Raw genomic sequence first — 21,683 nt, forward strand, 5'->3', positions numbered from 1 at the left:
CTTTTTAACAAGATTTCGTTTGATCGCTTTTGTTCATAGCGTTGTTCATAATCCAATTAAGGAGTATGACAAAATGATTAATGCTTTCGCTCTCGAAGATGCACGCCTTGTCCGCATTGATGAAAATACCAATGCAGAATTAAATTCCGCCATTTGGCTCGATCTCATCGAACCAAGTAGTGAAGAACGCGAAATTTTACAAGAAGGCTTAGGTCAGAGCCTTGCTACGTTCCTTGAATTAGAAGATATCGAGGCATCGGCACGTTTCTTCGAAGATGAAGATGGTTTACACCTTCACTCTTTCTTTTATTGCGAAGACGAAGAAGATTATGCCGACTTAGCCAGCGTGGCATTTACTGTGCGTGACGGTCGTCTTTTCACACTCCGTGATCGTGAATTACCCGCTTTCCGTTTATATCGTATGCGCTCACGTAGTCAACGCTTGATTGAGTGTAACGCTTATGAAGTTTTACTTGATTTATTTGAAACCAAAATCGAGCAATTAGCCGACGTGATTGAAACCGTGTACTCAGATTTAGAAAAATTAAGTCGTGTCATTTTAGATGGCACACAAGGGGAAGCCTTTGACCAAGCACTCTCCACCTTAACGGAACAAGAAGACACCAGTTCCAAAGTACGTTTATGCTTAATGGATACACAACGTGCGTTAAGTTTCTTAGTGCGTAAAACACGCTTACCAGCAAACCAGTTAGAACAAGCGCGTGAAATCTTACGCGATATTGAATCTCTCCAACCTCACAACGAGTCACTGTTCCAACGTGTCAACTTTTTGATGCAAGCGGCAATGGGTTTCATCAGTATCGAACAAAACCGTATTATCAAGATCTTCTCGGTTGTGTCGGTGATTTTCCTCCCGCCAACACTGGTTGCCTCTAACTATGGTATGAACTTTGATATTATGCCAGAATTAGGCTTTAAATTTGGTTATCCTATAGCGTTAGGCTTAATGGCACTGGCGGCATTTGCACCTTATTGGTATTTCAAACGCAAAGGCTGGTTATAAATCTACAGGACGTTAATATGAATACATTACAATTACTCGTTTTTATCATTATTGATCTTTATGGTCTGATTTTAGTATTACGCGCGTGGTTCCAATTCAGTCGCGTGGATTTTTACAATCCAATTTCACAAAGCTTGGTTAAAATCACCCAACCGGTATTAAGTCCACTAACAACATTTATTCCAACTGTGAAAAATATCAACCTCGCCGCGTTACTACTGGCTTTTTTACTCTTTAGTCTAAAATTCCCACTTGCACATGTGGTAGGTAACTTATTCATCGGCAATGCGGATATCCTAGACTACGCCATTATCGGTATGCTCACTTTAGTCCGTACCGTTGGAAAAGCGATTTTTTACGTTTTATTAATTGGTGCAGTGATGAGTTGGTTTAACCGTGGTGCCACCCCACTCCAATTCATCTTAGCTCAACTCAGTGAACCACTCCTTCGCCCGATTCAACGTATTCTGCCGAATACCGGTATGATTGATTTTTCCCCAATGGTATTAGCCGTTATTCTTTTCCTATTAAATAGTTTATTAGGCGATCTCTTCGATGTGTACTGGGCATTAGCCAGTTACTAAAAAGTGCGGTCGATTGTTAGGAAATTTGCGTTGTGACACAGCTACCCGCAGTAGAAAAACAAGAAGAACACTTACGGTTGCGGATTTTTCTGCAACCGAAAGCCAGTAAAGATCAGATCGTCGGTTTACACGACAATGAACTCAAAATCACCATCACCGCCCCGCCGATTGACGGACAAGCTAACGCCCACTTACTCAAATTTTTAAGCAAAACCTTTAAAGTGCCGAAAAGTAGTATTGTCTTGGAAAAAGGTGAGCTAAATAGACATAAACAGATTCTGATTCCTAATCCGAAAGTGATCCCAACCGAAGTGAATGCCTTATTGAAGTGATTCTGTTTAGAAATCCGATCTCTAGTAGAGCGACACTGTAATAGGCTTGTAACCATGTAAAACGTACTGAAATTGAGCGTCAACGCTGCTTAACATGCTGTTGCATATTTTCTCCTGTTAAAAACAGGCTTATAAACTCAACTCAAAAATACTTTTCTTTGTATTCATTTTAAACCCCTCTGCTTCAAGCATTGCCTGTTGCTGTGGAGCTTGTTCTATCACTAAACGCGTCGATTGCGTATAACGCACAAATTCTTTTGCTTTTGCGATTAACGCAGCATAGATCTCAGTTTTATAAGGACAGGCTTGCACAAAAATATCGGTCAGTTGCCAATAACGTTGTAATTGCAAAGAGGAAAGACGTGGATAAAGCTGAATAAAACCTAACGCTTGGTGTGTGTCATCGACAGCAATAAAAAAAATACTTTCACTAAAACGAATACGATTCGTCAAAAAAGCCAAAGTGCGGTCAGGATTTTCCGACATGCCATGCGAAAGACGATATTGCTCAAAGAGCGGTAAAAGACTCTCTAAATTCCATTGTTCAGCTTTAAATATTTTCATTTTCATCACAAGCGTGCATTTTTTGTCTAATCCATACAGTGGATTGTAGCTTTTTAAAACAAAATAATCACCTTTTCACAAAAAATTTTTTTAAATTTGCCTAAAATCAACAGAATGGAGGAAAAAATTTGCTATAGTAATGCGGTTATTTTTTATTACTTTAATACGGAGAAAATTATGGCTCGTCGTCCTTTAGTTATGGGTAACTGGAAATTAAACGGTAGCAAAGCATTCACCAAAGCATTAATCGAAGACTTAAAAACAGAATTAGCGGGTGTTGAAGGCTGCGATGTGGCAATTGCCCCACCGGTGATGTATTTAGCAGAAGCAGAAGCTGCCTTAAAATGCAGTTGTAGTTGTGGCGGAAAAGCCATTGCCCTTGGTGCACAAAATGTCGATGTGAATGTACAAGGCGCCTTTACTGGCGATATTTCAACAGAAATGCTGAAAGATTTTGGTGCAAAATATATCATTATCGGTCACTCTGAGCGTCGTACTTATCATAAAGAAAGCGATGAATTCATCGCGAAAAAATTCGCAGCATTAAAACAAGCAGGCTTAGTGCCGGTATTGTGTATCGGTGAAAGTGAAGCCGAAAATGAAGCGGGCAAAACAGAAGAAGTATGCGCACGCCAAATTGATGCCGTATTAAATACATTAGGCGCTGAAGCCTTTAATGGTGCCGTTATCGCTTATGAGCCAATTTGGGCAATCGGTACCGGTAAATCAGCAACCCCTGCTCAAGCACAAGCAGTTCATGCCTTTATCCGCGGTCATATCGCGAAAAAAGACAACGCGGTGGCAGAACAAGTGATTATCCAATACGGTGGTTCAGTTAATGATGCGAATGCGGCTGAATTATTTACTCAACCCGATATCGACGGTGCATTAGTTGGTGGTGCCTCATTAAAAGCCCCTGCCTTTGCCGTGATCGTCAAAGCCGCAGCAAAAGCAAAAAACTAATTGATTCGTCAATGTAAAAAGCAGATCAATGATCTGCTTTTTTTATGTTTCAAGTGCGGTAGCTTAGACTATTTTTTCCAACTCACAAACGCCCATGTTTTGAACTCACCACGCGCTGAAGTAAGGTTAGGGTGTGTCGCGTAGTACGCTTTCAATTTTTGTATTTCTTGCTCCGTTAACTGACCAATTGACCACTGAACTGATTGAATAAAACTTTCTTCCGTCATTTTCTCCGGTTCGACTAAACCACAACTCGAAGTAATAAAATCGACACTGGCGTGGTAGCCTTTTTGATGTAGTAAATTGAGTGCGTACATATAATTAGGGAACCCCACAGAATCTCGACCAATATACTGTAGAATGTCACGTGCAATAAAATCTTTCTCTACAATCATGGTCATATACACTGCTTTCTTAGCTTTGGCATTGAGCTTATCAATTGCATCATCTAAATCCGCCACCATAGAAGAACGAGAAGACACGCAAATGTCGCATACAGGAACCTCTTCCCAGCTGTCATCCCACGATTTTTGTATCGCTTGAACGTGCTCAAAACCTAATTTGGTCGCACGTTGTTGTAACACGGATAACATCCCTTCGCTGTAATCTAAACCATATACTTGCTTAACCTGCGGTGCAATCGCAAGACAAATTGCGCCACCACCACAACCTACATCCAGTAAGCTTTCTACGTTGTTCAGATCCATCCGACTGACAAATGCCTGCACATAATGATTATTCAAATCAAACGCTGAATGTTGCATTTTTTCCGCTTTATGATCCCAATCTTGAGCAGTTTTGGGTTCTCTTGATGCCATCTGATAATGATTGCGGTAGAGTTCGGCAAAATCCACATCGCGTAAAGTTTGTTGCTTATTCATAAGATATCCTTAAATTTTTGCGTAATACGTCTTCGTCTAATTGATAAATCTTGGCTAAATTTTGTGTAGTCAGGGTTTGTTTTGGTGTACCGTTTGCAATAATACGACCTTGATGGAACAAGATAGTCCGATCAGCAACATGAAAGCTGTGCTCGGGTTGATGTGTAGTCATTAAAATTGACAAACCTGTTTGTTTTAGCTGTGTAATTTTTTCTAATACGCGAATTTGATTGCCAAAATCCAGATTAGACGTTGGTTCATCCATAATCAAAAAAGCAGGCTGTTGTGCTAAAGCACGAGCAATCAATACTAATTGACGCTCCCCACCACTAATTTCATGGTAAAAACGCTGACTCAAATGGGCGATGCCCAATGTCGAGAGACACTGCTCTGCAATCGCAATATCCTTTTGTTTAGGTGAACTGTACCAAGCAAGGTGGGCAGTCCTGCCCATCAGTACCACTTCTTGTACGGTAAAATGGAACAAATGATGTACTTGTGGCACATAACCAATAAATTGTGCCAATTCTTTTTGCGTCCAGATAAAGTGCGGTCGGTTTTGTAACAATATTTCTCCAGCAAGCGTAGGCAATAGACCTAACAACGTTTTGAGTAACGTGGTTTTGCCACAGCCATTCGCGCCGAGTAAACAGACCACCTGATTTGGCTCAAGCTGTAAATTAAGATCCGAAGCTAACACCTGTTTTTTATAGCCTATACTCACATGCTTCAAGGTGACCAAACTCATCGCTTCCCTCCTTGAATGAGTAAACTCAAAAAGAAGGGCGCACCGACCAGAGAGGTAATAATGCCTAAAGGGACTTCTATGGAGAAAATTGAACGGGCAATGGTATCAGTGAGTAGCAAAAAAGTAGCACCGATAAATAAACTCGTTGGCAATAAACGCCGGAAATCCGCACCAATCCATAAACGCGCAATATGCGGAATGATCAAGCCAACCCAACCAATAATCCCTGTAATAGACACCGCAGCTGAAGTCATGAGTGTTGCGGATAAGATAAAAATAAGCCGTGTACGTTTCGTATTAATACCCAATGTTTCAGCTTCCTCGTCATCTAAACTGAGTAAATTCATCCGCCAACGTAATAAAATTAAAGGAATCAAACTAGCACAAATTAAAGGGGCAACTAAAGCAAGATCATTTAAGGTTGCCATATTTAATCCGCCCATTAACCAAAAAGTGATCGTGGTTAATTGACTATAAGGATCCGATAAGATTTTTAATAACGAGATGCCCGCACTTAATAACGATGCAATCGCAATGCCTGCTAACACTAAGGCTAAGGTCGGTGAGTGATGAGGTGCCGTACGTGAGATTAAATAGACTAAAAATACTGCTAGTAATCCGCCTAAAAATGCAACGACTTGAATCGTGAATAACGAACCGCCAAAATAAATCGCCGTAACCGCCCCCAGTCCTGCGCCTGCTGTCACGCCTAAAATATCTGGGGAGACCAAGGGATTTTTAAACATCCCTTGGTAAGTTGCCCCTGCAACAGATAACGCCGCACCGACAATAATGGCGGTAAAAATACGCGGTAAACGAATATTCCATAAGACCGTTTCGGCATCGGTACGAGGATTATCCGCCGCAATATGTAACACCGCCTGCCACACATCGTGGAAGGCGATGTGATATTGCCCAATCAAACAAGCTGATATGGCGACCAACACTAATAATATCGGTGGTAGCCATAAACGAGCGGTCACATTCATAACGAATTATTTAATGCCAAACTTTGCCTGTGCTTTTTGATCTAATTGATGACTATAGAACAACGCAAAATAGTCATTAATTAACATCGCATACTGTTTCGCATCCACCTTCTCGGCGGCAAAATGATGAGCTAACCATACCGCACCCAATAAACGATTCACACTTGGTGGCTGATCTAACCAACCGAACGGTTCTGCCGGCACTAAATAAAATTGCTTATTTTTGACCGCACTTAATTGCTGCCACACATCTGCGGTTTTCAATAACTCATAGAAATTTTTATCGTGTGTCAAAATCACACTAGGTTGCCACTGTAAAAGTTGCTCCATCGACACACGTGCAATTTTCTTCTCACCTGCCACATCAGCAACATTTTTCATCCCCACCCAATCTAATACTTCACCGTGGATAGACCCAGCTAAACCAGTTTCTAACCCATCCGCGCCACGAGCAAAGTAAACGCTAACCGGCTGTTTCTCATTGCGTACACTATTTTCAGTCAGGGCGAGCACTTTCTCTGCATAGGTAGCGAGTTTTTCACCTTTTTCCTCACTACCAATTAATTTCGCCACTTCACGAATTTGCTGCGCAGTTTGTGGGAATTTACCATCCACTAACACAAAAGGCAGTTGGGTTTGTTGATTAACCCGTTCCGCTGTCGCCAGATAACTTTTACTCACACTACCAACATCTACAATAATATCCGGTTTCAACGCCACCAGTTTTTCCAATGGTGCGGTAGAACCTCGTCCTGCCAAGCGCCCTGTCACCTCGAATTTTTGGACTTGCTCAGAAAAATAAGGCATCCCTTTCTTCGGTAATTCACTGGATACACCTAATAGTTTTTCAGGCGCTAATGCAATCAACAACACATCTGCCACTTTGCCTGCACTTAACACTTTTTGGACCTTTTGCCCTTCCACCTCACCATATTTCCCTGCCACTAATGAGGATTCACTTTGTGCACTGACGACACCCGCAAATAAAGAAAGCACTAAAAGTGCGGTCGATTTTTTAATAAATTTCGTTAACATAGCCACTCCTTTCTGGTTAAGATTTCGCTATATACTATTATTTACATCGAAAGAAATAAATAACTTCACGTCAAACCAAGGAATTAAAAGTGTTTTTTGTGAGAAATGTCGCATAAAAAAGCACAAGGAAAATCCTTGTGCTACTCTCTGAACTTAAATTACTTTTTCGTCTGTGTTCTCACCCATAAGTCTGCATATTTGACAAAGGTCGAATGGGCGGAGAGGACGGCAAGGAGTAAGCCTTGTTTACCGTCAAGGAAACCCGCATTGAAAATATACATCTTAGCAAAACAGCCAATCGCATGAGTGAACGCAGCCAAAAGACTGCCTTTTTTGCCCGCTTTTTCCCGTTTTTCTGCCCAAGCTTTAGCATAACCCGCAGATTTCACTAAGTAGTGGTGCATATCTTTATAAGTGTAATGCTCTAAATCCCCAGCTAATTTTTCCACTTTTGCATGGCTCGGCACCATGACCTTTTCATGCACCGGTTCATCATTATATTGTGTCAGTGCCGTTGGATATAGGCGCAAGACAAAATCAGGATACCAGTTAGAGTGGCGAATTTTGCGTCCAAATACTTCACTTAAACGTGAAATTTTATACACCACATTTTTTTCATTTTTTGCGACCGCGCGTTGAATAGACTCACGCAATTCTGGCGTAACACGTTCATCCGCATCTAGCCATAAGACGTAATCAGTAGTCACATATTGTTGCGCGATTTGACGTTGGCGCCCAAAACCAGGCCACTCACAATGCGCATAGAACTTTGCACCATAACTTAACGCAATTTCTTTTGTGTTATCCGTACTCCCCGAATCTAAAATCACAATGTCATCCACCCAATCTTTCACTGTATCTAAACATTGTGCTAAATGCTCGGCTTCATTTTTAACAATCATCGCAACGCTAAGTGTTGGCATACTTTAATCCTTTATGTCTTGAGTGCAACAGTTTATACTAAGGGCAATGTCTGTCATTTTAACATAACCGAATATTTATGCTATGTTACGTTTCGTCTATACCGTCTTAATGTATTTGATTCAACCTTTGGTTGTCTTATTTATGCTAGGACGTAGCTTAAAAGCCCCAAATTACCGTAAACGCCTTAATGAACGTTATGGCTTTTATTGTGGTGTAGTGCCACCAAAAGCAAATGGTGTTGTCATCCATGCGGCTTCTGTGGGCGAGGTTATTGCAGCAACGCCACTGATTAAGCGTCTGCAAGCCCTTTATCCGACGTTACCTCTGACAGTCACCACGGTGACCCCCACCGGCTCTGATCGAGTGAAGGCCGCCTTTGGCGACAGTGTTACTCACTTTTACTTGCCTTACGATTTACCGGATGCCGTTAACCGTTTTATTGCCTTTGTGCAACCGAAAGTGTGTATTGTGATTGAAACTGAAATTTGGCCCAATTTAATTGTGCAACTCAAAAAACAAGCCATTCCGTTTATTATTGCTAATGCGCGTTTATCCACACGTTCAACACAGCGTTATCACTGGTTCAAAGGCGCACTACATCACATTTTTGACCACATCAGTCTAATTGCATCACAAGATAACGTCAGTGCTCAACGTTATTTATCGCTCGGTTATGATGCGCAACGTTTAAAATTAACCGGCAACATCAAATATGATTTAGTACTCAACGATACACTGATGCAACAAGTTGCGTCACTCAAACAGACTTGGGTTGACCAACGTCCGGTGTGGATCGCGGCAAGTACACATGAGGGAGAAGAAGATCTTATCTTAGAAACTCATCGTCTCTTACTACATAAATATCCAAATCTATTGTTAATTCTTGTCCCTCGTCATCCAGAACGCTTTAATATGGTGGCGGAATTAATTAAAAAACATAAATTGACTTACGTTCGTCGTAGCGATCATGTTACGCCCGATGGCTCAACTCAAGTTGTACTCGGTGATACCATGGGTGAGCTGATGTTGATGTATGGGCTTGCCGATATTGCCTTTGTGGGAGGCAGTTTGGTTAAGCATGGGGGACATAATCCACTCGAACCACTTGCCTTTAAATTACCTGTCATCAGTGGTAAATACACCTTTAACTTCCCTGAAGTGTTTACAAAACTGTTGCAAGTACAAGGCGTATTAGAAGTGAATGAAAACACCAAAGCCCTGACCAATGCAGTCGAAAAATTTTTAGATTCACAAGAATTACGTGAGCGTTATGGCAATGCGGGTTATGAAGTCCTGATTGAAAATCGTGGCGCCTTACAACGTTTGTTAGATTTATTAGATCCTTATTTAAGTAAAACAGTATGATTACGGTTATTTACCCTGGCACCTTTGATCCCATTACGAATGGACATCTGGATATTATTCAACGTACCGCACGTTTATTTCCCAATGTGTTAGTCGCCGTGGCGTCCAATCCGAATAAAAAGCCTTTGTTTGATTTAGCAACACGTGTGGAACTCGTCAAGCAAGCCGTCGCTCACTTACCGAATGTGACTGTCGTGGGTTTTTTAGATTTACTGGCGGATGTGGTCAAGGAACGAAATATCACAGCGATTATTCGTGGTGTACGCAGTGCAAGCGATTTTGACTATGAATTACAGCTTGCTCACTTAAATCGCTTATTAACCAATGGGGTAGAAAGTTTATTTTTCCCACCGTCTGAACGCTGGTCTTATGTGTCCTCCACCATGATTCGTGAAATCCATTTACATCATGGCGATGTAAGTCAACTCGTACCCGAAGTCGTTTTTCACGCCTTACAAAACTTAAAAAAATAGTTCACTACGATGAAAAAAGGGGAAATATGTTTTCCCCTTATGCTTGATATCCCGCTAACAAAGCTTGCCAGTCTTGTTCACTGAATTGAATTTTCATCCGCGTCACTTCTTTCATAAAAGAGCGGTGTAATCTGTTTAAATTTTCACTTTTCCAACGTTCACCAAGCTGATGTGCACATTTATCAAAATCAATTAACCAGAATTTACGCCCATCTTCTCGTTGTTGTACCAAAATATTGTGCGCATTTAAGTCGGTATGGCACACTTGCAAACTGTGTAATTGATGAATGAGTTGTCCGACTTTGTGCCAATCTTGTTCCGTCAGCTTACCTTGTTGTAAATAGACAGTGAGATCTTGTGCATGCTCAATTTTTTCTGTTAACAAATCAGCACGATAAAAACCAAATGCGACTTTTTCCACACAAGCGCCAAGAGGCTTTGGAACAGCGAGTCCTGCTTCATGAAGTTGTTTTAACAACGAAAACTCCGCAAAACTACGCGCATTAGATAAGGTTGAGAAACGATAATAATCTCGATTAATTTTGCCCCATAACCCGCCACGGTAATAATGTTTTAATGCTGCGTTGACACCAAACAAATCTTTTGTTTGTAAAAACCACGTTACGCCTCGTCCCTGTGCGGAACCAAGAATACGCGCTTGTTTTTTCCAAAATGAAGATCGAAAAAAGCACGCCTGCTGTGCTTTAGGTTGTTTAAAGTTAAACAAGAAAAACGTATTTTTGTGTTTAAATTCAAGCATATTTTTATTAGATGAAATCAGAGATAGCGAATGGCCACATTCTACTTTAAAATAGTTAAAATTCACACAAGATTTATTGGACGAGATAATGATGCCGCTGTTTAGTACGCCCCCCCACTCACTTTGTATTTTACGTTTATCAGCTATTGGTGATGTTTGTCACGCATTGGCTGCGGTACAACAAATTCAACGCCATTGGCCAGATACAAAAATCACGTGGATCGTCGGCAAAACAGAGGCGCAGTTACTGGCTGGTATTCCTGATGTTGAATTAATCAGTTACGATAAAAAAACTGGCTGGAAAGGCATCTTTGCCCTGTGGAAACAATTAAAATCACGCCATTTTGATGCGTTATTAAATATGCAAACGGCCTTACGCGCCTCCATGATTTCACTCGGGATCAATGCCACTTATAAAGTGGGTTTTGGCAAAAAACGAGCAAGAGAAGGACAAGGGTTGTTTACCAATCGGAAAATTCACGAGCCACAAAGTCCGCATGTGCTTGATGGTTTTATGGCATTTGTAGCCTATCTCGGCGTTCCTATCACTGCACCACAATGGCAACTTGCTATTAGCGATGCAGACCGCAATGCTGTCGCCCAATATGTGGATAAAACACGAAAAAATTTATTGATTTCACCTTGTTCCAGTAAAACTGAAAAAGATTGGTTGGTTGAACGTTATGCCGACATTGCCAATATCGCACATCAACACAACATTCATGTTATTTTTTGTGCTTCACCAGCAAAACGCGAAAAAGAAATGGTACAAAAAATCCTCGCCCAATGTAAGTTCACACCTACTGATTTATCTGGCAAAACTAACCTCAAACAACTTACTGCATTGATCGGTATGGTCGATGTCGTGCTTTCCCCCGACTCGGGACCTGCACATCTCGCCACCACGCAAGGTACCGATGTCATTGGTTTATATGCGTATCACAATCCCTTGCGTACAGGTCCTTACAACAATCTAGCCAATGTCGTGTCGGTCTATGAACAAAATGTACAAAAAGAGTTCGGTAAGCTGTCTAATCAATTACCTTGGGCAACTAAGTTAAAAGGGAAAAATCTGATGGCAGAAATTGAGGTTGCGGACGTTGTTGCCCAAATGAAAGCACTCAATCTGTTTTAAAGTGCGGTCTGTTTTTTATAAATTTTATGACGTTCAATGATGAACCTCGCAATGTTATAAAGGAATGCTTATGTTAGATAAGATTTTTACATGGTTTGAAAATCGGGTGAATCCTTATCCACCTGAGGCCCCCAAAACGGCACCCAAAACGCTGATCCGCTTTATTTGGGCAAATTTGGAGGGCATGCGCGGTTGGATCTTTTTATTAGCGTTCCTCACGATTGGTATCGGCATTGTGGAAGGGGTACTCTTTCGTTTTATGGGTATTCTGGTTGACTGGTTAACCGAATATACCCCGCTCACACTGTGGCAAGAAAAAGGACCATTACTATTGGCGATGGCAGGCTTGCTGCTGTTTAGTATTGTATGGGCATTCATCGCCTCCGCAGTCCGCTTACAAACCCTGCAAGGGGTCTTTCCAATGCGCTTACGTTGGAATTTCCATCGCTTGATGCTCGGTCAAAGTTTATCGTTCTATCAAGACGAATTTGCTGGCAGAGTGTCTGCTAAAGTGATGCAAACGGCACTGGCGGTACGTGATACGGTACTCACATTAGCGGATATGGTGGTGTATGTGTCGGTGTATTTTATTACTTCTGGTGTGGTGTTAGCCAGCCTAGACGGCTGGTTACTGTTACCCTTTGTACTTTGGTTAATCACTTTCGGCACGATTTTACGTATTCTTATCCCGAAACTGGCAAAAACCGCAGAGCGCCAAGCTGATGCACGTTCTCTGATGACTGGACGTATCACGGATGCCTACGCAAACATTACGACGGTAAAACTTTTCTCTCATGGCACACGAGAAGCCGCGTATGCGAAACGTTCAATGGAAGAATTTATGCTTACCGTACACGCACAAATGCGTTTAGGCACAGGTTTAGATATTCTGACCTACGCTGCCAATATCGCCTTGACATTGGGGACCGCAATATTAGGCATTTTTCTCTGGCAACAAGGAAGTATTGGCGTCGGTGCGATAGCCACGGCTGTAGCCATGGCGTTACGCGTCAATGGTCTATCCCATTGGATTATGTGGGAGTCTGCACGTTTATTTGAAAATATCGGTACGGTCAATGACGGTATGCAAACCCTCAGCAAACCCCATACGATCGTGGATAAACAAGACGCGAAACCCATTCAAATTCAGCAAGGAGAAATTCGCTTTCACAACGTACATTTCGCCTATTCGCCTGATAAACCGTTGCTCACCGACTTTAATTTAACCATTAAACCGGGTGAAAAAGTCGGACTCATTGGGCGTTCCGGCGCAGGCAAATCCACTATTGTCAATTTATTACTGCGTTTTTATGAAGCACAACAAGGGACAATTACCATTGATGGACAAAATGTATGTGATGTCTCGCAAGAAAGTTTACGTAGTCAAATCGGCTTAGTCACTCAAGATACCTCACTCCTACATCGCTCCGTGCGAGAGAACATTGTTTATGGGCGCCCTCATGCGACGGAAGAAGAAATGTACTGTGCAGCACAACGTGCTGAAGCAGCGGATTTTATTCCGCAACTTAGTGATGCCAAAGGTCGTACGGGCTATGATGCCCATGTGGGTGAACGAGGAGTCAAACTTTCAGGTGGACAACGCCAACGCATTGCGATCGCCCGCGTGATGTTAAAAGACGCCCCGATTTTATTACTTGATGAAGCCACCAGCGCTCTCGATTCTGAAGTCGAAGCCGCCATTCAAGAAAGCCTCGATAAAATGATGGAAAATAAAACCGTCATTGCTATTGCTCATCGCTTATCGACAATTGCTGCCATGGATCGCTTAGTAGTATTAGATAAAGGGCAAATTGTCGAACAAGGGACACACCATGAATTGCTTGCCCAAAATGGTTTATATGCCAAACTGTGGGTCCATCAAAGCGGTGGTTTTTTGACAGATACAGATCACTAAAACGTTTCTTTTCTTCAGTTCAAAAGTGCGGTAAATATTTTAGCGATGTTGACCGCACTTTAAAAACCTCTATCGTTATATTTATTTTTATATAATGATACTCTATAATCTGCGCTAAATTTATTCACTTTACTCACTCAAATTATGCAAAAATTCAGTGTTATTTATAAATTTAGTTTGACTATGCTGATGTTAATCAGCGTTTCTGCCATAATCTTGTCAGGGCTTTTTCTCTATTTTGGGATCAACTTCCCTGTTGCACTTTCTACTCACCTGATTTTTGCCCTTCTTTTCATTTGCAGTATTGTGCTGCATCTTATTCATCGACGTAGTAAATTAAAGAAAATCCATACTCAATTTTTTGATTGGCTTTATCACAGCAAATACCCCAGTTATTGTACTTTAGAGCGCTTAATTCAAACGTTTGAAAACCTGACTGTGCAACAACTCATCGAAGAATTTCAATTATCTGAACCGCACTTTTTGGACGAATTACGTCAAGTGCGAATTCAGGTGCTCAGCACTCGCCAAACCTTACGCCAAGCTTGCCATAACAATGATGAAAAAATCTTTTTGTGTATTGATATTGCAATGCGGCTTAAATTTTCCCCTAACTCTTAAAGGATCTCTTATGCAAAAAACTTTTCTTTATAGTGTAATTACGCTCGTTTGCGCATCAAGTTATGCACATGTCTTTCAACTTGGACAAATTGAAGTCATTGCGGATAACAGTAGCGATCTCACCACGACACGCCTTGAATACCAAGCGCTCGAGAAAAACAATATTACGAATGTTGCTAAAGTCGCCAAAATAACACCAGGAGTAAGTTTTGAACGTATTGGCGCACGCAGTGAGCAAAACATTAATGTACGAGGCTTTGATGCTCGTCGTGTCCCTATATACATTGATGGTATCCCTGTATATGTGCCTTATGATGGCAATATGGACTTAGGTCGTTTCAGCACTTTTGATCTCTCACGTATTGATATTTCTAAAGGCGCAAGCGCCGTGCTATATGGTCCAAATACGATGGGCGGGGCAATTAATTTAATCAGTCGTAAACCAACTAAACCACTAGAAGGTACACTTGGTTATGGCTTTCAAAAAGGACGCGATGCCAAAACAAGTACCAACCAAACTTATTTCAGCCTAGGTAGCAAGCAAGAACAATTTTATGCTCAGATCAACGGCAGCTTTGTTGAGCGACAAGGGTTACAACTTTCTCATCACTATAAACAGCAAGGTAAAAGCTTGGAAGACGGTGGACGAGCTGAGCAATCGGTGCATCGTGATAAAAAATTAAGTTTAAAACTGGCTTATACGCCAAATAATACCGATGAATATGCTTTCGTGCTAAGCACACAAAAAGCAAAAAAAGAACAGCCCTTCTATGCTGGCGAACACCAAAGTGCAGGGCGTTTTTGGCGTTGGAATGCATGGGATAAAGACAGCCTCTATTTCTTATCACATACTCAATTTGCCCCACATAATGCCTATATCAATAGCAAAGTATTCTATGATACTTTCAAAAATGACTTAGACATGTTTAAAGATGCGACTTTTACTACTGCTGATACTAGCTACTACCGCGATTATTCCTATGGCGCAGGTATTGAATTGGGCGCGGACTTAACCACACAACACACCTTAAAATTGGCACTAAACTATAAAGCAGATATACACCGAGAACATGACAACAATGATCCGGTGACAAAAAATAAAGATCAAACTTACAGTATTGGACTAGAACATACCTATCAATTAGCAAGCAATACGCAATTGATATCAGGGATCAGCTATGATTATCGTCAAGCCAATCGTGCTGAGAAGTTTGATGTAAAATCAAAAGGCAAAAATGCCCCAAAATCAATTAATCCATTCAAACTGGGTAATCAACACGCACTGAATTATCAAATCAAATTAAGCCATCGCTTTGATAAAAATGATGAGTTTGCTGCCAGCTTTGCGAAAAAGACACACCTACCCACAATGAAAGAACGCTATTCTCGTCGATTTGGTAGTGTAGAACCTAATCCATTCCTTGGACCTGAAACAGCCTATCACTATGAAGTAAGTTATTTACGTACTTTCAATGACTGGTTACGTTTAGAAGGCGCATTGTTCTATAGCGATGTTCATGATGCGATTGAAGAAGTAGTTATTCCTAATCATCCAGATAATTTAAAACAAAATCAGAATTATGGTAAAGAAATTCGCAAAGGGATTGAGTTGGCTGCCACAGCTTTTGTCACGGATAACCTGACTTTAGGGGCAAACTATACGTATTTACGGGCGAAAAACCGTACGCATAAAGAGATGATTATTCACCATATCCCAAGACATAAAGTCTTTGTATATGCCGATTGGAAAGTCTTACCAAACCTTTCACTTTATGTCAGTCAAGAAGCTGAAACTGGACGTTATAGTCTTGACCGTATCCCTAATAGACAAATCAAAGCGAATACAACCAAAGTGGCTGGATTTGGAGTAACCAATACTAAATTGACTTATCAAGCTACATCCAACTTTGTCATTGATGCAGGAATCAATAATATTTTTGATAAAAACTATTACTACACTTATGGTATGCCAGAAGAAGGTCGAGTGTACTTTGCTAATGTCAAATATATGTTCTAACTTGTTATAGAAAAGTAGCCACTTTGTTGGCTACTTTCTCACAATTTTTTGGTTATTTTGTGATCTATTTAACAAATCCATAACACTCATCTTGACATTCATAGCACAAGAAATAGGATCGCTATATATAATTTTATATATCGACCCTATTATTAATTGGAGTGAGCTATGAACAACAGACAATATCAACGAACTTACCTTTCCCTCTTCATTTCAACGTTTTTTCTGCCTTTCACAACTCACGCTGAATCAATGACACCGACATTACTAACAAATGATATAAACTCAGCTAAAAACTTTTACTTCTCTAGCGCACGTGCCATTTCTGGTGACGGTAACGTGATCGGCGGGATTGGCGAAGGTAGCCATGAGCGCGCAGGTGCTGCCGTCATTTGGCAAAATGGAACCATAAAAGAATTCATGAATTTTGGGAGAGCCTACTACGACGAAACAAAGGTACACCCAACATCCTATAAAGCAAATAATGCGGCCATTTGGGCAGTTAGCCACGATGGTTCAACTTATGCCGGTGAAGCACTGTATAGCTATCGAGGAAAAGCAGGTTTTACAACAAGGGATTTCAAAGCAAGATTTCCGGCTATTTGGTTAGCCGACAATGACAAACCAATTCGTCTAGCGACAATAAGACAAGGGGGGCTAGGTACCATCGGCAATCGAGCAGGTGACAATACAACCGTATCAGGCAAAGTCAATGCGCTCAGTGCAAATGGATCGATTGCGATAGGACAGAGTATTCCAGAAAAAGACAGCTACAATGAAAGTAGCACAACATTGGCGGTACTTTGGAAACGCGGAGAAAACGGTTGGATAACAGGTACGAAACCAGAAATATTGCCTACTCCTTATGAAAAAAGTGATTATTACGCCCCAAGTGCCAATGCCAATGCCATTAGTCATGCTGGAAATGTCATTGCTGGTAGCGCAGATTGGATTAAAGCGGTCAATAAAAATACGTCATTTAGTAAAGATCAACGCCCTACTATTTGGACAAGTGAAAATTTAAGCGATTGGAAAGTCACTCGTTTACCTGTTGAAGAGCATGATAATTTTAATGGCATGGCACATGCCATTAGCGCGGATGGCATCACCGTGGCAGGTTATACACAAACCACAACAGATGTAAAACGTAATCAAGCGGTCGTATGGAAAAATAACGGACAAGATAAATCCGTCAGTGAAAACTGGACTTTTACTTATTTAAAATCCCTCACACATCATCGTGCGGAAGAACATGATGCTGGTTCCAGTTTTGCTTATAGTTTAAATAAAGATGGTTCTATTGTCGGGGGAATTGCCACCACTGAACAAGATTGTGCCACAACTGAAAAACCAGATGATAACTGCATCGCACGTCCTGTTGTATGGTATAACACTACTAGCAAACCGCTAGAATTAAATACCTTAAAAGCGGATGGTTCGGGCAATGGTGCGGTCTATGCTCTCAATGATGATGGTACCATTGCAGTCGGTGTCGCTGATACTGATTTGACAGATGGCTATGCCAGAACACAAAAAGCCGTGGTATGGAAAATTACTTATCCCAAAACACCGCTCCCTGAAGCGCCAACATCACCTAAGCCGACGCAACCAGATACACCAAAGCTGAATACGTTACCATCAACACCTGAGCAAGCACCTATTACTTATACGGTCAGTTCGGTAGAAACTCCGACCTCAAGCGTCCCGGGCTATTCTTTTGCGATGACAATTTCTGGTGATGGACGCGTCATCGGCGGAATAGGTGAAAGCCGTACAGAACGCGGTGGTGCGGCAACCATTTGGAAAGAGGGGCAAACTATTGCGTTACGCAATTTTGAAGGCAACACAAACCATGCTGCTGTGTGGGCGATCAGCCATGATGGGCTCACTTATGGTGGTGAAGCACGCGGTCATTACTTCCGCAAAGCAGACAACCGAAAAGTGATTTCTAAGTACCCTGCAATTTGGCAAAACGGTAACGACCGCCCAATTCGCCTCGATACACTTGGGCTAAATGGGATGGGTGCGGTAAATAATCTGATTGATAATCCAACGCAAGTATCCGGGAAAGTGAGTGCATTAAGTGCTGATGGTGCCTTTGCTGTCGGACAAAGTATTGCCCCAATCGATTACACTTTTGATCCACGAGCGAAACAAGCCGTATTATGGAAACGAGAGGGAACACAATGGCAGGAAGGTAGTAAACCGATTCGCTTAGAAACACCTTTTAGCAATAGCACTTACTATACACCATCCGCTGATGCCCGAACCATTAGTCATAACGGTCAAGTGATTGCAGGCAGTGCCGATTTTATCGGCAAACGCTTAGAAAGAGCATCAATTAAAAATCAACGTCCTGCGATTTGGACAGATGATGGTTCTGAGGACTGGAAAGTCACGCGTTTAAACGTGGACACCCCACACAATTTTAATGGTGCCGTACATGCATTGAACGCAGATGGCTCAGTGGCAGTAGGTTATACACAAGTCAGTGCAAATGTGAAACAAAACCAAGCTGTCTTATGGAAAAATAATGGACAAGACAAAGGACAAAGCGAAAACTGGCATCATACCTATTTAAAATCCTTAACCAACTATACGTCCGATCAACATGATGCGGGTTCGAGTTTTGCTTATGCCTTGAATGCACAAGGAAATATTATTGGGGGTACCGCAGCCATTGATCAAGGTTGTGCAACCACAGATCGACCAGATGATAATTGTGTTAGTCGCCCAGTGATATGGTATGACAGTGCCCAAAAACCTGTTGCGCTCAGCACACTAAAAACGGAAGGCATCGGTGAAGGGGCAATTTACGGACTCAATCACGATGGAACAATTGCTGTTGGGGTGTCAGAAACAGACTTAACGGATGATTTTAATCGTCCAATTCAAAAAGCAACCGTGTGGAAACTTGATTATACACAGGCTATCCCTAAAGTGAGCGATCCAGTGTCAATTCAAGACACCAGAGAGACAATGGGACGGTTAGGTACTCGTGCATTGGCAACGATTTCTAGCCAAAACCGACTACTCAGTTCATTAACTGAGAGTTTTTCTGGCTTTGATGCAATAGATTCCAATGCTTATGCCTTAGCCGATTACAGTCGTATTGATTTCAGAAATACTTTCGTTGAAGCGAAAAGCACTTTACCAAGTCATCTCAATCGTCAAACTCAGCCAAGTAAATTGTACGCAGCAGGTCAGGCTGGGCGCATTTTTGTACGTACTAAAGCTACTGTCGATGCAGAGAAACAAGATCGTAGCTTGCTCACTCAGCTCAATATTGGTTATGTCATGAATGAAAATTTTGCACTTGGTACCGCACTTTTCCATACTCCATATAGTAAACAAGTCAATGGTTACAAACGGACAAGTGATAACTTAGGGATTGGTTTATATGCACAATGGAAACAAACAGTAGAAAACGGACATTGGTATCTCCGTGCGACAGGTGCAGTGAATCGTTATCAGGTTGAGATTGAGCGTCAGGCAATTGAGGGCACAGAACAAGCGAAGGGTAAAACAAACGTTTCTAGCCAATCTGTCGCATTACTCGCCGGTGCCAATGCCCATATTTTGAGTGGTGGTCATGCAGGTTTATACACAGGGTTAAAATATACGGAAGTAAAACAACATGGCTATCAAGAAGAAAGCGTGGCTTTTCCAGTTTCTTATGCACCACTTAAATTCCGCCATACAGCTGCCATGTTGGGTATAACAACGTCGATTCCGTTAACAAACCAACTCTTTTGGGAGCCTAAAGCCGAAATTGAATATGCGCTTTCATTAAAAAATCCACACTATCACGCTAAAGCTGATGGCATTGGTGATGTGAAAATGCAAGGCGATTTTAAACGGTTACATGGGGACATTAGCAGTACACTACGTTATAACATTAGCGCCAAAAGCAGTATTGATCTCACACCTTATGTAGGTCGTGGATTATCAGGAAATGCATACTGGGGTGGTAGTGTTGGGCTCAATGTCACGTTCTAAAATAAACACAAAAATAGCTGTGTAAAACACAGCTATTTTTTTATACATACCAAGCATTAAAACAGATAATACGCCCGGTCAATATTAAGCCAGTAAATGTTGAAGCAATGCCGTGTAGATATTCACACCAGTTAATAACTGTGTTTCATCAAAATCAAACTCAGCTTGATGATGTCCGGCAGTACGATCTGCACCAAGGATAAAATAAATGGCTTTACCCCCTTGCTCTTGTACACGACGTCCTAAAATCGTCGCATCTTCACTCGCATTAAAGGCATAATCTGCATTAACTTGTTTAATATCCGCTTGCTGTAATGCAATATTCTCGACAAGTTGAATAAGCTCTTCATCATTCACCATATCGACGGCTTCTCCCATGATTTCCGTGTCATAGCTAACATCAAAGCCGATCGCGATCCCCTTAGCCATTTGCATGACTTGCGCCACCATATATTCATTAATGGCTTTATTTTCGCCTCGCACTTCTAATTGAAGTTGTGCGGTTGCTGGGATAACGTTGCGTCCTTCACCCGCATTGAGCACGCCCACATTAATCCGTGTCATCCCTTCACCATGGCGTGCAATACCATGAAGCTGAGTGACTGTGTGTGCCGCAGCCAGTAACGCATTATGACCTACATGTGGCGCAGCGCCAGCATGTGCCGGCTTACCTTGATAACGAATGTCAATTTTAGTCGTCGATAAGAAATTTCTAGGATTTGAGATGACTGTCCCCGTATCCGCACAGAAACTAATATGTGAGCTAGCGAAATAATCCGCATCATCAATGATGCCACTCGCTGCAATCGCGGCAGCCCCCCGTACTCCTTCTTCAGCCGGCTGAAAAACAATTTTAATTTTACCACGCAGTTTATCTTTGTTTTCGGCTAACCATTTAGCCGTACCTAATCCAATGGTAATATGAGCATCATGTCCACAAGCATGCATAAAACCATCATTCAACGAAGCAAAACCATATTGATTTGGTATATGTTCAGGATGGGTGGTTTCGCTAACATTAACACAGTCAATATCAAAACGTAATGCGACTGTTTTACCCGGTTTGCCTGTATCTAATACTGCTACACACCCCGTATAACCTTTCATTTGGTCAAGCCATTTTGCTTTTGCGCCATACGCTATTGCTTTGGCTAACCCTGCTTCGACAACCGCTTGCTGGCGACCACGTACAAATTCAGGATTGATAATTTTATCACCCAATAAAATGTCAAATCCCATTTCCTCAAGATAATCTGCAATACGACTCGTCGTCCAAAACTCAGACCAACCAATCTCTGGAAAACGGTGAAATTCACGACGCCATTGGATGAGTTGTTCAAGTGTTATACTCATT

Annotated in this window: 19 protein-coding genes; 11 read left to right on the forward strand and 8 right to left on the reverse strand. The window is 41.6% G+C overall.

Annotation, left to right across the window (positions count from 1 at the left end; all coding sequences use genetic code 11):
* The first annotated feature begins 73 nt into the window (after window positions 1-73).
* From corA to yggU, 3 genes are read left to right on the forward strand one after another with little or no spacing between them, the layout of a single operon-like run.
* Window positions 74-1,024 carry a magnesium/cobalt transporter CorA gene (gene corA / locus KPF51_RS08715; protein ID WP_061406375.1) on the forward strand — a complete coding sequence of 317 codons (951 nt, stop codon included), beginning with the start codon at window positions 74-76 and terminating at the stop codon, window positions 1,022-1,024.
* A gap of 17 nt (window positions 1,025-1,041) precedes the next feature.
* Entirely contained in the window at window positions 1,042-1,608 is a 567-nt protein-coding gene (locus KPF51_RS08720; RefSeq protein ID WP_005717801.1) for a YggT family protein, read from the forward strand.
* A 32-nt stretch (window positions 1,609-1,640) separates the two neighbouring features.
* Complete coding sequence (gene yggU, locus KPF51_RS08725) at window positions 1,641-1,940, forward strand: DUF167 family protein YggU (protein WP_061406374.1); 300 nt, start codon at window positions 1,641-1,643, stop codon at window positions 1,938-1,940.
* Window positions 1,941-2,069: 129 nt separating this feature from the next.
* Here the strand turns inward: yggU and KPF51_RS08730 are convergent, their stop codons facing one another.
* Window positions 2,070-2,504, reverse strand: a complete 435-nt coding sequence (locus KPF51_RS08730) for a hypothetical protein (RefSeq protein ID WP_016504381.1) — start codon at window positions 2,502-2,504, stop codon at window positions 2,070-2,072.
* Window positions 2,505-2,681: 177 nt separating this feature from the next.
* Between KPF51_RS08730 and tpiA the strand changes: the two genes are divergently transcribed.
* Complete coding sequence (tpiA, locus tag KPF51_RS08735; protein ID WP_005717798.1) at window positions 2,682-3,467, forward strand: triose-phosphate isomerase; 786 nt, start codon at window positions 2,682-2,684, stop codon at window positions 3,465-3,467.
* Between the two features lie 68 nt (window positions 3,468-3,535).
* On the opposite strand, the gene KPF51_RS08740 is transcribed toward tpiA, so the two are convergent.
* From KPF51_RS08740 to KPF51_RS08760, 5 genes are all read right to left on the reverse strand, one after another.
* Window positions 3,536-4,348, reverse strand: a complete 813-nt coding sequence (locus tag KPF51_RS08740) for a class I SAM-dependent methyltransferase (RefSeq protein ID WP_216711811.1) — start codon at window positions 4,346-4,348, stop codon at window positions 3,536-3,538.
* On the reverse strand, window positions 4,341-5,096 hold the full coding sequence (locus KPF51_RS08745) for an ABC transporter ATP-binding protein (protein ID WP_005723880.1): 756 nt from the start codon (window positions 5,094-5,096) through the stop codon (window positions 4,341-4,343). Before KPF51_RS08745 ends, KPF51_RS08740 begins: the two co-directional genes overlap by 8 nt.
* Window positions 5,093-6,085: an iron ABC transporter permease gene (locus KPF51_RS08750; protein ID WP_005723877.1), complete on the reverse strand. Its 993-nt coding sequence runs from the start codon at window positions 6,083-6,085 to the stop codon at window positions 5,093-5,095. Before KPF51_RS08750 ends, KPF51_RS08745 begins: the two co-directional genes overlap by 4 nt.
* Before the next feature lie 6 nt (window positions 6,086-6,091).
* Window positions 6,092-7,120, reverse strand: coding sequence for an iron ABC transporter substrate-binding protein (locus tag KPF51_RS08755; RefSeq protein ID WP_005723875.1), 1,029 nt, complete (start codon window positions 7,118-7,120; stop codon window positions 6,092-6,094).
* Window positions 7,121-7,278: 158 nt separating this feature from the next.
* Window positions 7,279-8,043: a glycosyltransferase family 2 protein gene (locus KPF51_RS08760; RefSeq protein ID WP_005723874.1), complete on the reverse strand. Its 765-nt coding sequence runs from the start codon at window positions 8,041-8,043 to the stop codon at window positions 7,279-7,281.
* Window positions 8,044-8,125: 82 nt separating this feature from the next.
* Here KPF51_RS08760 and waaA point away from each other — a divergent pair, with 82 nt between their 5' ends.
* Both waaA and coaD read left to right on the forward strand, forming a co-directional pair.
* Complete coding sequence (waaA, locus tag KPF51_RS08765; RefSeq protein WP_005723871.1) at window positions 8,126-9,409, forward strand: lipid IV(A) 3-deoxy-D-manno-octulosonic acid transferase; 1,284 nt, start codon at window positions 8,126-8,128, stop codon at window positions 9,407-9,409.
* Window positions 9,406-9,882 (forward strand): pantetheine-phosphate adenylyltransferase, encoded by a 477-nt coding sequence (coaD, locus tag KPF51_RS08770; protein WP_005723869.1) that lies wholly within the window; start codon window positions 9,406-9,408, stop codon window positions 9,880-9,882. Before waaA ends, coaD begins: the two co-directional genes overlap by 4 nt.
* Window positions 9,883-9,919: 37 nt before the next feature.
* Here the strand turns inward: coaD and KPF51_RS08775 are convergent, their stop codons facing one another.
* Window positions 9,920-10,642, reverse strand: a complete 723-nt coding sequence (locus KPF51_RS08775; RefSeq protein WP_005723866.1) for a 3-deoxy-D-manno-octulosonic acid kinase — start codon at window positions 10,640-10,642, stop codon at window positions 9,920-9,922.
* A gap of 91 nt (window positions 10,643-10,733) precedes the next feature.
* On the opposite strand from KPF51_RS08775, the gene KPF51_RS08780 reads away from it, so the two are divergent.
* The 5 genes from KPF51_RS08780 to KPF51_RS08800 all read left to right on the forward strand — a co-directional run bounded on the left by KPF51_RS08780 (window position 10,734) and on the right by KPF51_RS08800 (window position 20,329).
* Complete coding sequence (locus tag KPF51_RS08780) at window positions 10,734-11,777, forward strand: glycosyltransferase family 9 protein (RefSeq protein ID WP_061406439.1); 1,044 nt, start codon at window positions 10,734-10,736, stop codon at window positions 11,775-11,777.
* Window positions 11,778-11,847: 70 nt separating this feature from the next.
* Entirely contained in the window at window positions 11,848-13,692 is a 1,845-nt protein-coding gene (locus KPF51_RS08785) for an ABC transporter ATP-binding protein (protein ID WP_061406373.1), read from the forward strand.
* 144 nt (window positions 13,693-13,836) lie between these two features.
* A complete protein-coding gene (locus KPF51_RS08790; protein WP_005719820.1) occupies window positions 13,837-14,313 on the forward strand; it encodes a hypothetical protein in 477 nt (158 codons plus the stop codon).
* Window positions 14,314-14,323: 10 nt separating this feature from the next.
* Window positions 14,324-16,330: a TonB-dependent siderophore receptor gene (locus KPF51_RS08795; protein ID WP_005725294.1), complete on the forward strand. Its 2,007-nt coding sequence runs from the start codon at window positions 14,324-14,326 to the stop codon at window positions 16,328-16,330.
* A gap of 252 nt (window positions 16,331-16,582) precedes the next feature.
* On the forward strand, window positions 16,583-20,329 hold the full coding sequence (locus KPF51_RS08800) for a hypothetical protein (protein WP_005725293.1): 3,747 nt from the start codon (window positions 16,583-16,585) through the stop codon (window positions 20,327-20,329).
* An 84-nt stretch (window positions 20,330-20,413) separates the two neighbouring features.
* On the opposite strand, the gene KPF51_RS08805 is transcribed toward KPF51_RS08800, so the two are convergent.
* Window positions 20,414-21,682, reverse strand: coding sequence for a M20 family metallo-hydrolase (locus KPF51_RS08805; RefSeq protein WP_061406372.1), 1,269 nt, complete (start codon window positions 21,680-21,682; stop codon window positions 20,414-20,416).
* Between the last annotated feature and the right edge of the window lies 1 nt (window position 21,683).

The sequence above is a fragment of the Pasteurella sp. XG20 genome, assembly GCF_018968665.1.
GTDB lineage: Bacteria > Pseudomonadota > Gammaproteobacteria > Enterobacterales > Pasteurellaceae > Pasteurella > Pasteurella multocida.

Excerpts from the sequence above, each read along its gene's own strand:
- corA (WP_061406375.1), top strand. The coding sequence starts at position 74 with ATGATTAATGCTTTCGCTCTCGAAGATGCACGCCTTGTCCGCATTGAT.
- KPF51_RS08720 (WP_005717801.1), top strand. The coding sequence starts at position 1,042 with ATGAATACATTACAATTACTCGTTTTTATCATTATTGATCTTTATGGT.
- KPF51_RS08730 (WP_016504381.1), bottom strand. The coding sequence starts at position 2,504 with ATGAAAATATTTAAAGCTGAACAATGGAATTTAGAGAGTCTTTTACCG.
- tpiA (WP_005717798.1), top strand. The coding sequence starts at position 2,682 with ATGGCTCGTCGTCCTTTAGTTATGGGTAACTGGAAATTAAACGGTAGC.
- KPF51_RS08740 (WP_216711811.1), bottom strand. The coding sequence starts at position 4,348 with ATGAATAAGCAACAAACTTTACGCGATGTGGATTTTGCCGAACTCTAC.
- KPF51_RS08745 (WP_005723880.1), bottom strand. The coding sequence starts at position 5,096 with ATGAGTTTGGTCACCTTGAAGCATGTGAGTATAGGCTATAAAAAACAG.
- KPF51_RS08750 (WP_005723877.1), bottom strand. The coding sequence starts at position 6,085 with ATGAATGTGACCGCTCGTTTATGGCTACCACCGATATTATTAGTGTTG.
- KPF51_RS08755 (WP_005723875.1), bottom strand. The coding sequence starts at position 7,120 with ATGTTAACGAAATTTATTAAAAAATCGACCGCACTTTTAGTGCTTTCT.
- KPF51_RS08760 (WP_005723874.1), bottom strand. The coding sequence starts at position 8,043 with ATGCCAACACTTAGCGTTGCGATGATTGTTAAAAATGAAGCCGAGCAT.
- waaA (WP_005723871.1), top strand. The coding sequence starts at position 8,126 with ATGTTACGTTTCGTCTATACCGTCTTAATGTATTTGATTCAACCTTTG.
- coaD (WP_005723869.1), top strand. The coding sequence starts at position 9,406 with ATGATTACGGTTATTTACCCTGGCACCTTTGATCCCATTACGAATGGA.
- KPF51_RS08775 (WP_005723866.1), bottom strand. The coding sequence starts at position 10,642 with ATGCTTGAATTTAAACACAAAAATACGTTTTTCTTGTTTAACTTTAAA.
- KPF51_RS08780 (WP_061406439.1), top strand. The coding sequence starts at position 10,734 with ATGCCGCTGTTTAGTACGCCCCCCCACTCACTTTGTATTTTACGTTTA.
- KPF51_RS08785 (WP_061406373.1), top strand. The coding sequence starts at position 11,848 with ATGTTAGATAAGATTTTTACATGGTTTGAAAATCGGGTGAATCCTTAT.
- KPF51_RS08790 (WP_005719820.1), top strand. The coding sequence starts at position 13,837 with ATGCAAAAATTCAGTGTTATTTATAAATTTAGTTTGACTATGCTGATG.
- KPF51_RS08795 (WP_005725294.1), top strand. The coding sequence starts at position 14,324 with ATGCAAAAAACTTTTCTTTATAGTGTAATTACGCTCGTTTGCGCATCA.
- KPF51_RS08800 (WP_005725293.1), top strand. The coding sequence starts at position 16,583 with ATGACACCGACATTACTAACAAATGATATAAACTCAGCTAAAAACTTT.
- KPF51_RS08805 (WP_061406372.1), bottom strand. The coding sequence starts at position 21,682 with ATGAGTATAACACTTGAACAACTCATCCAATGGCGTCGTGAATTTCAC.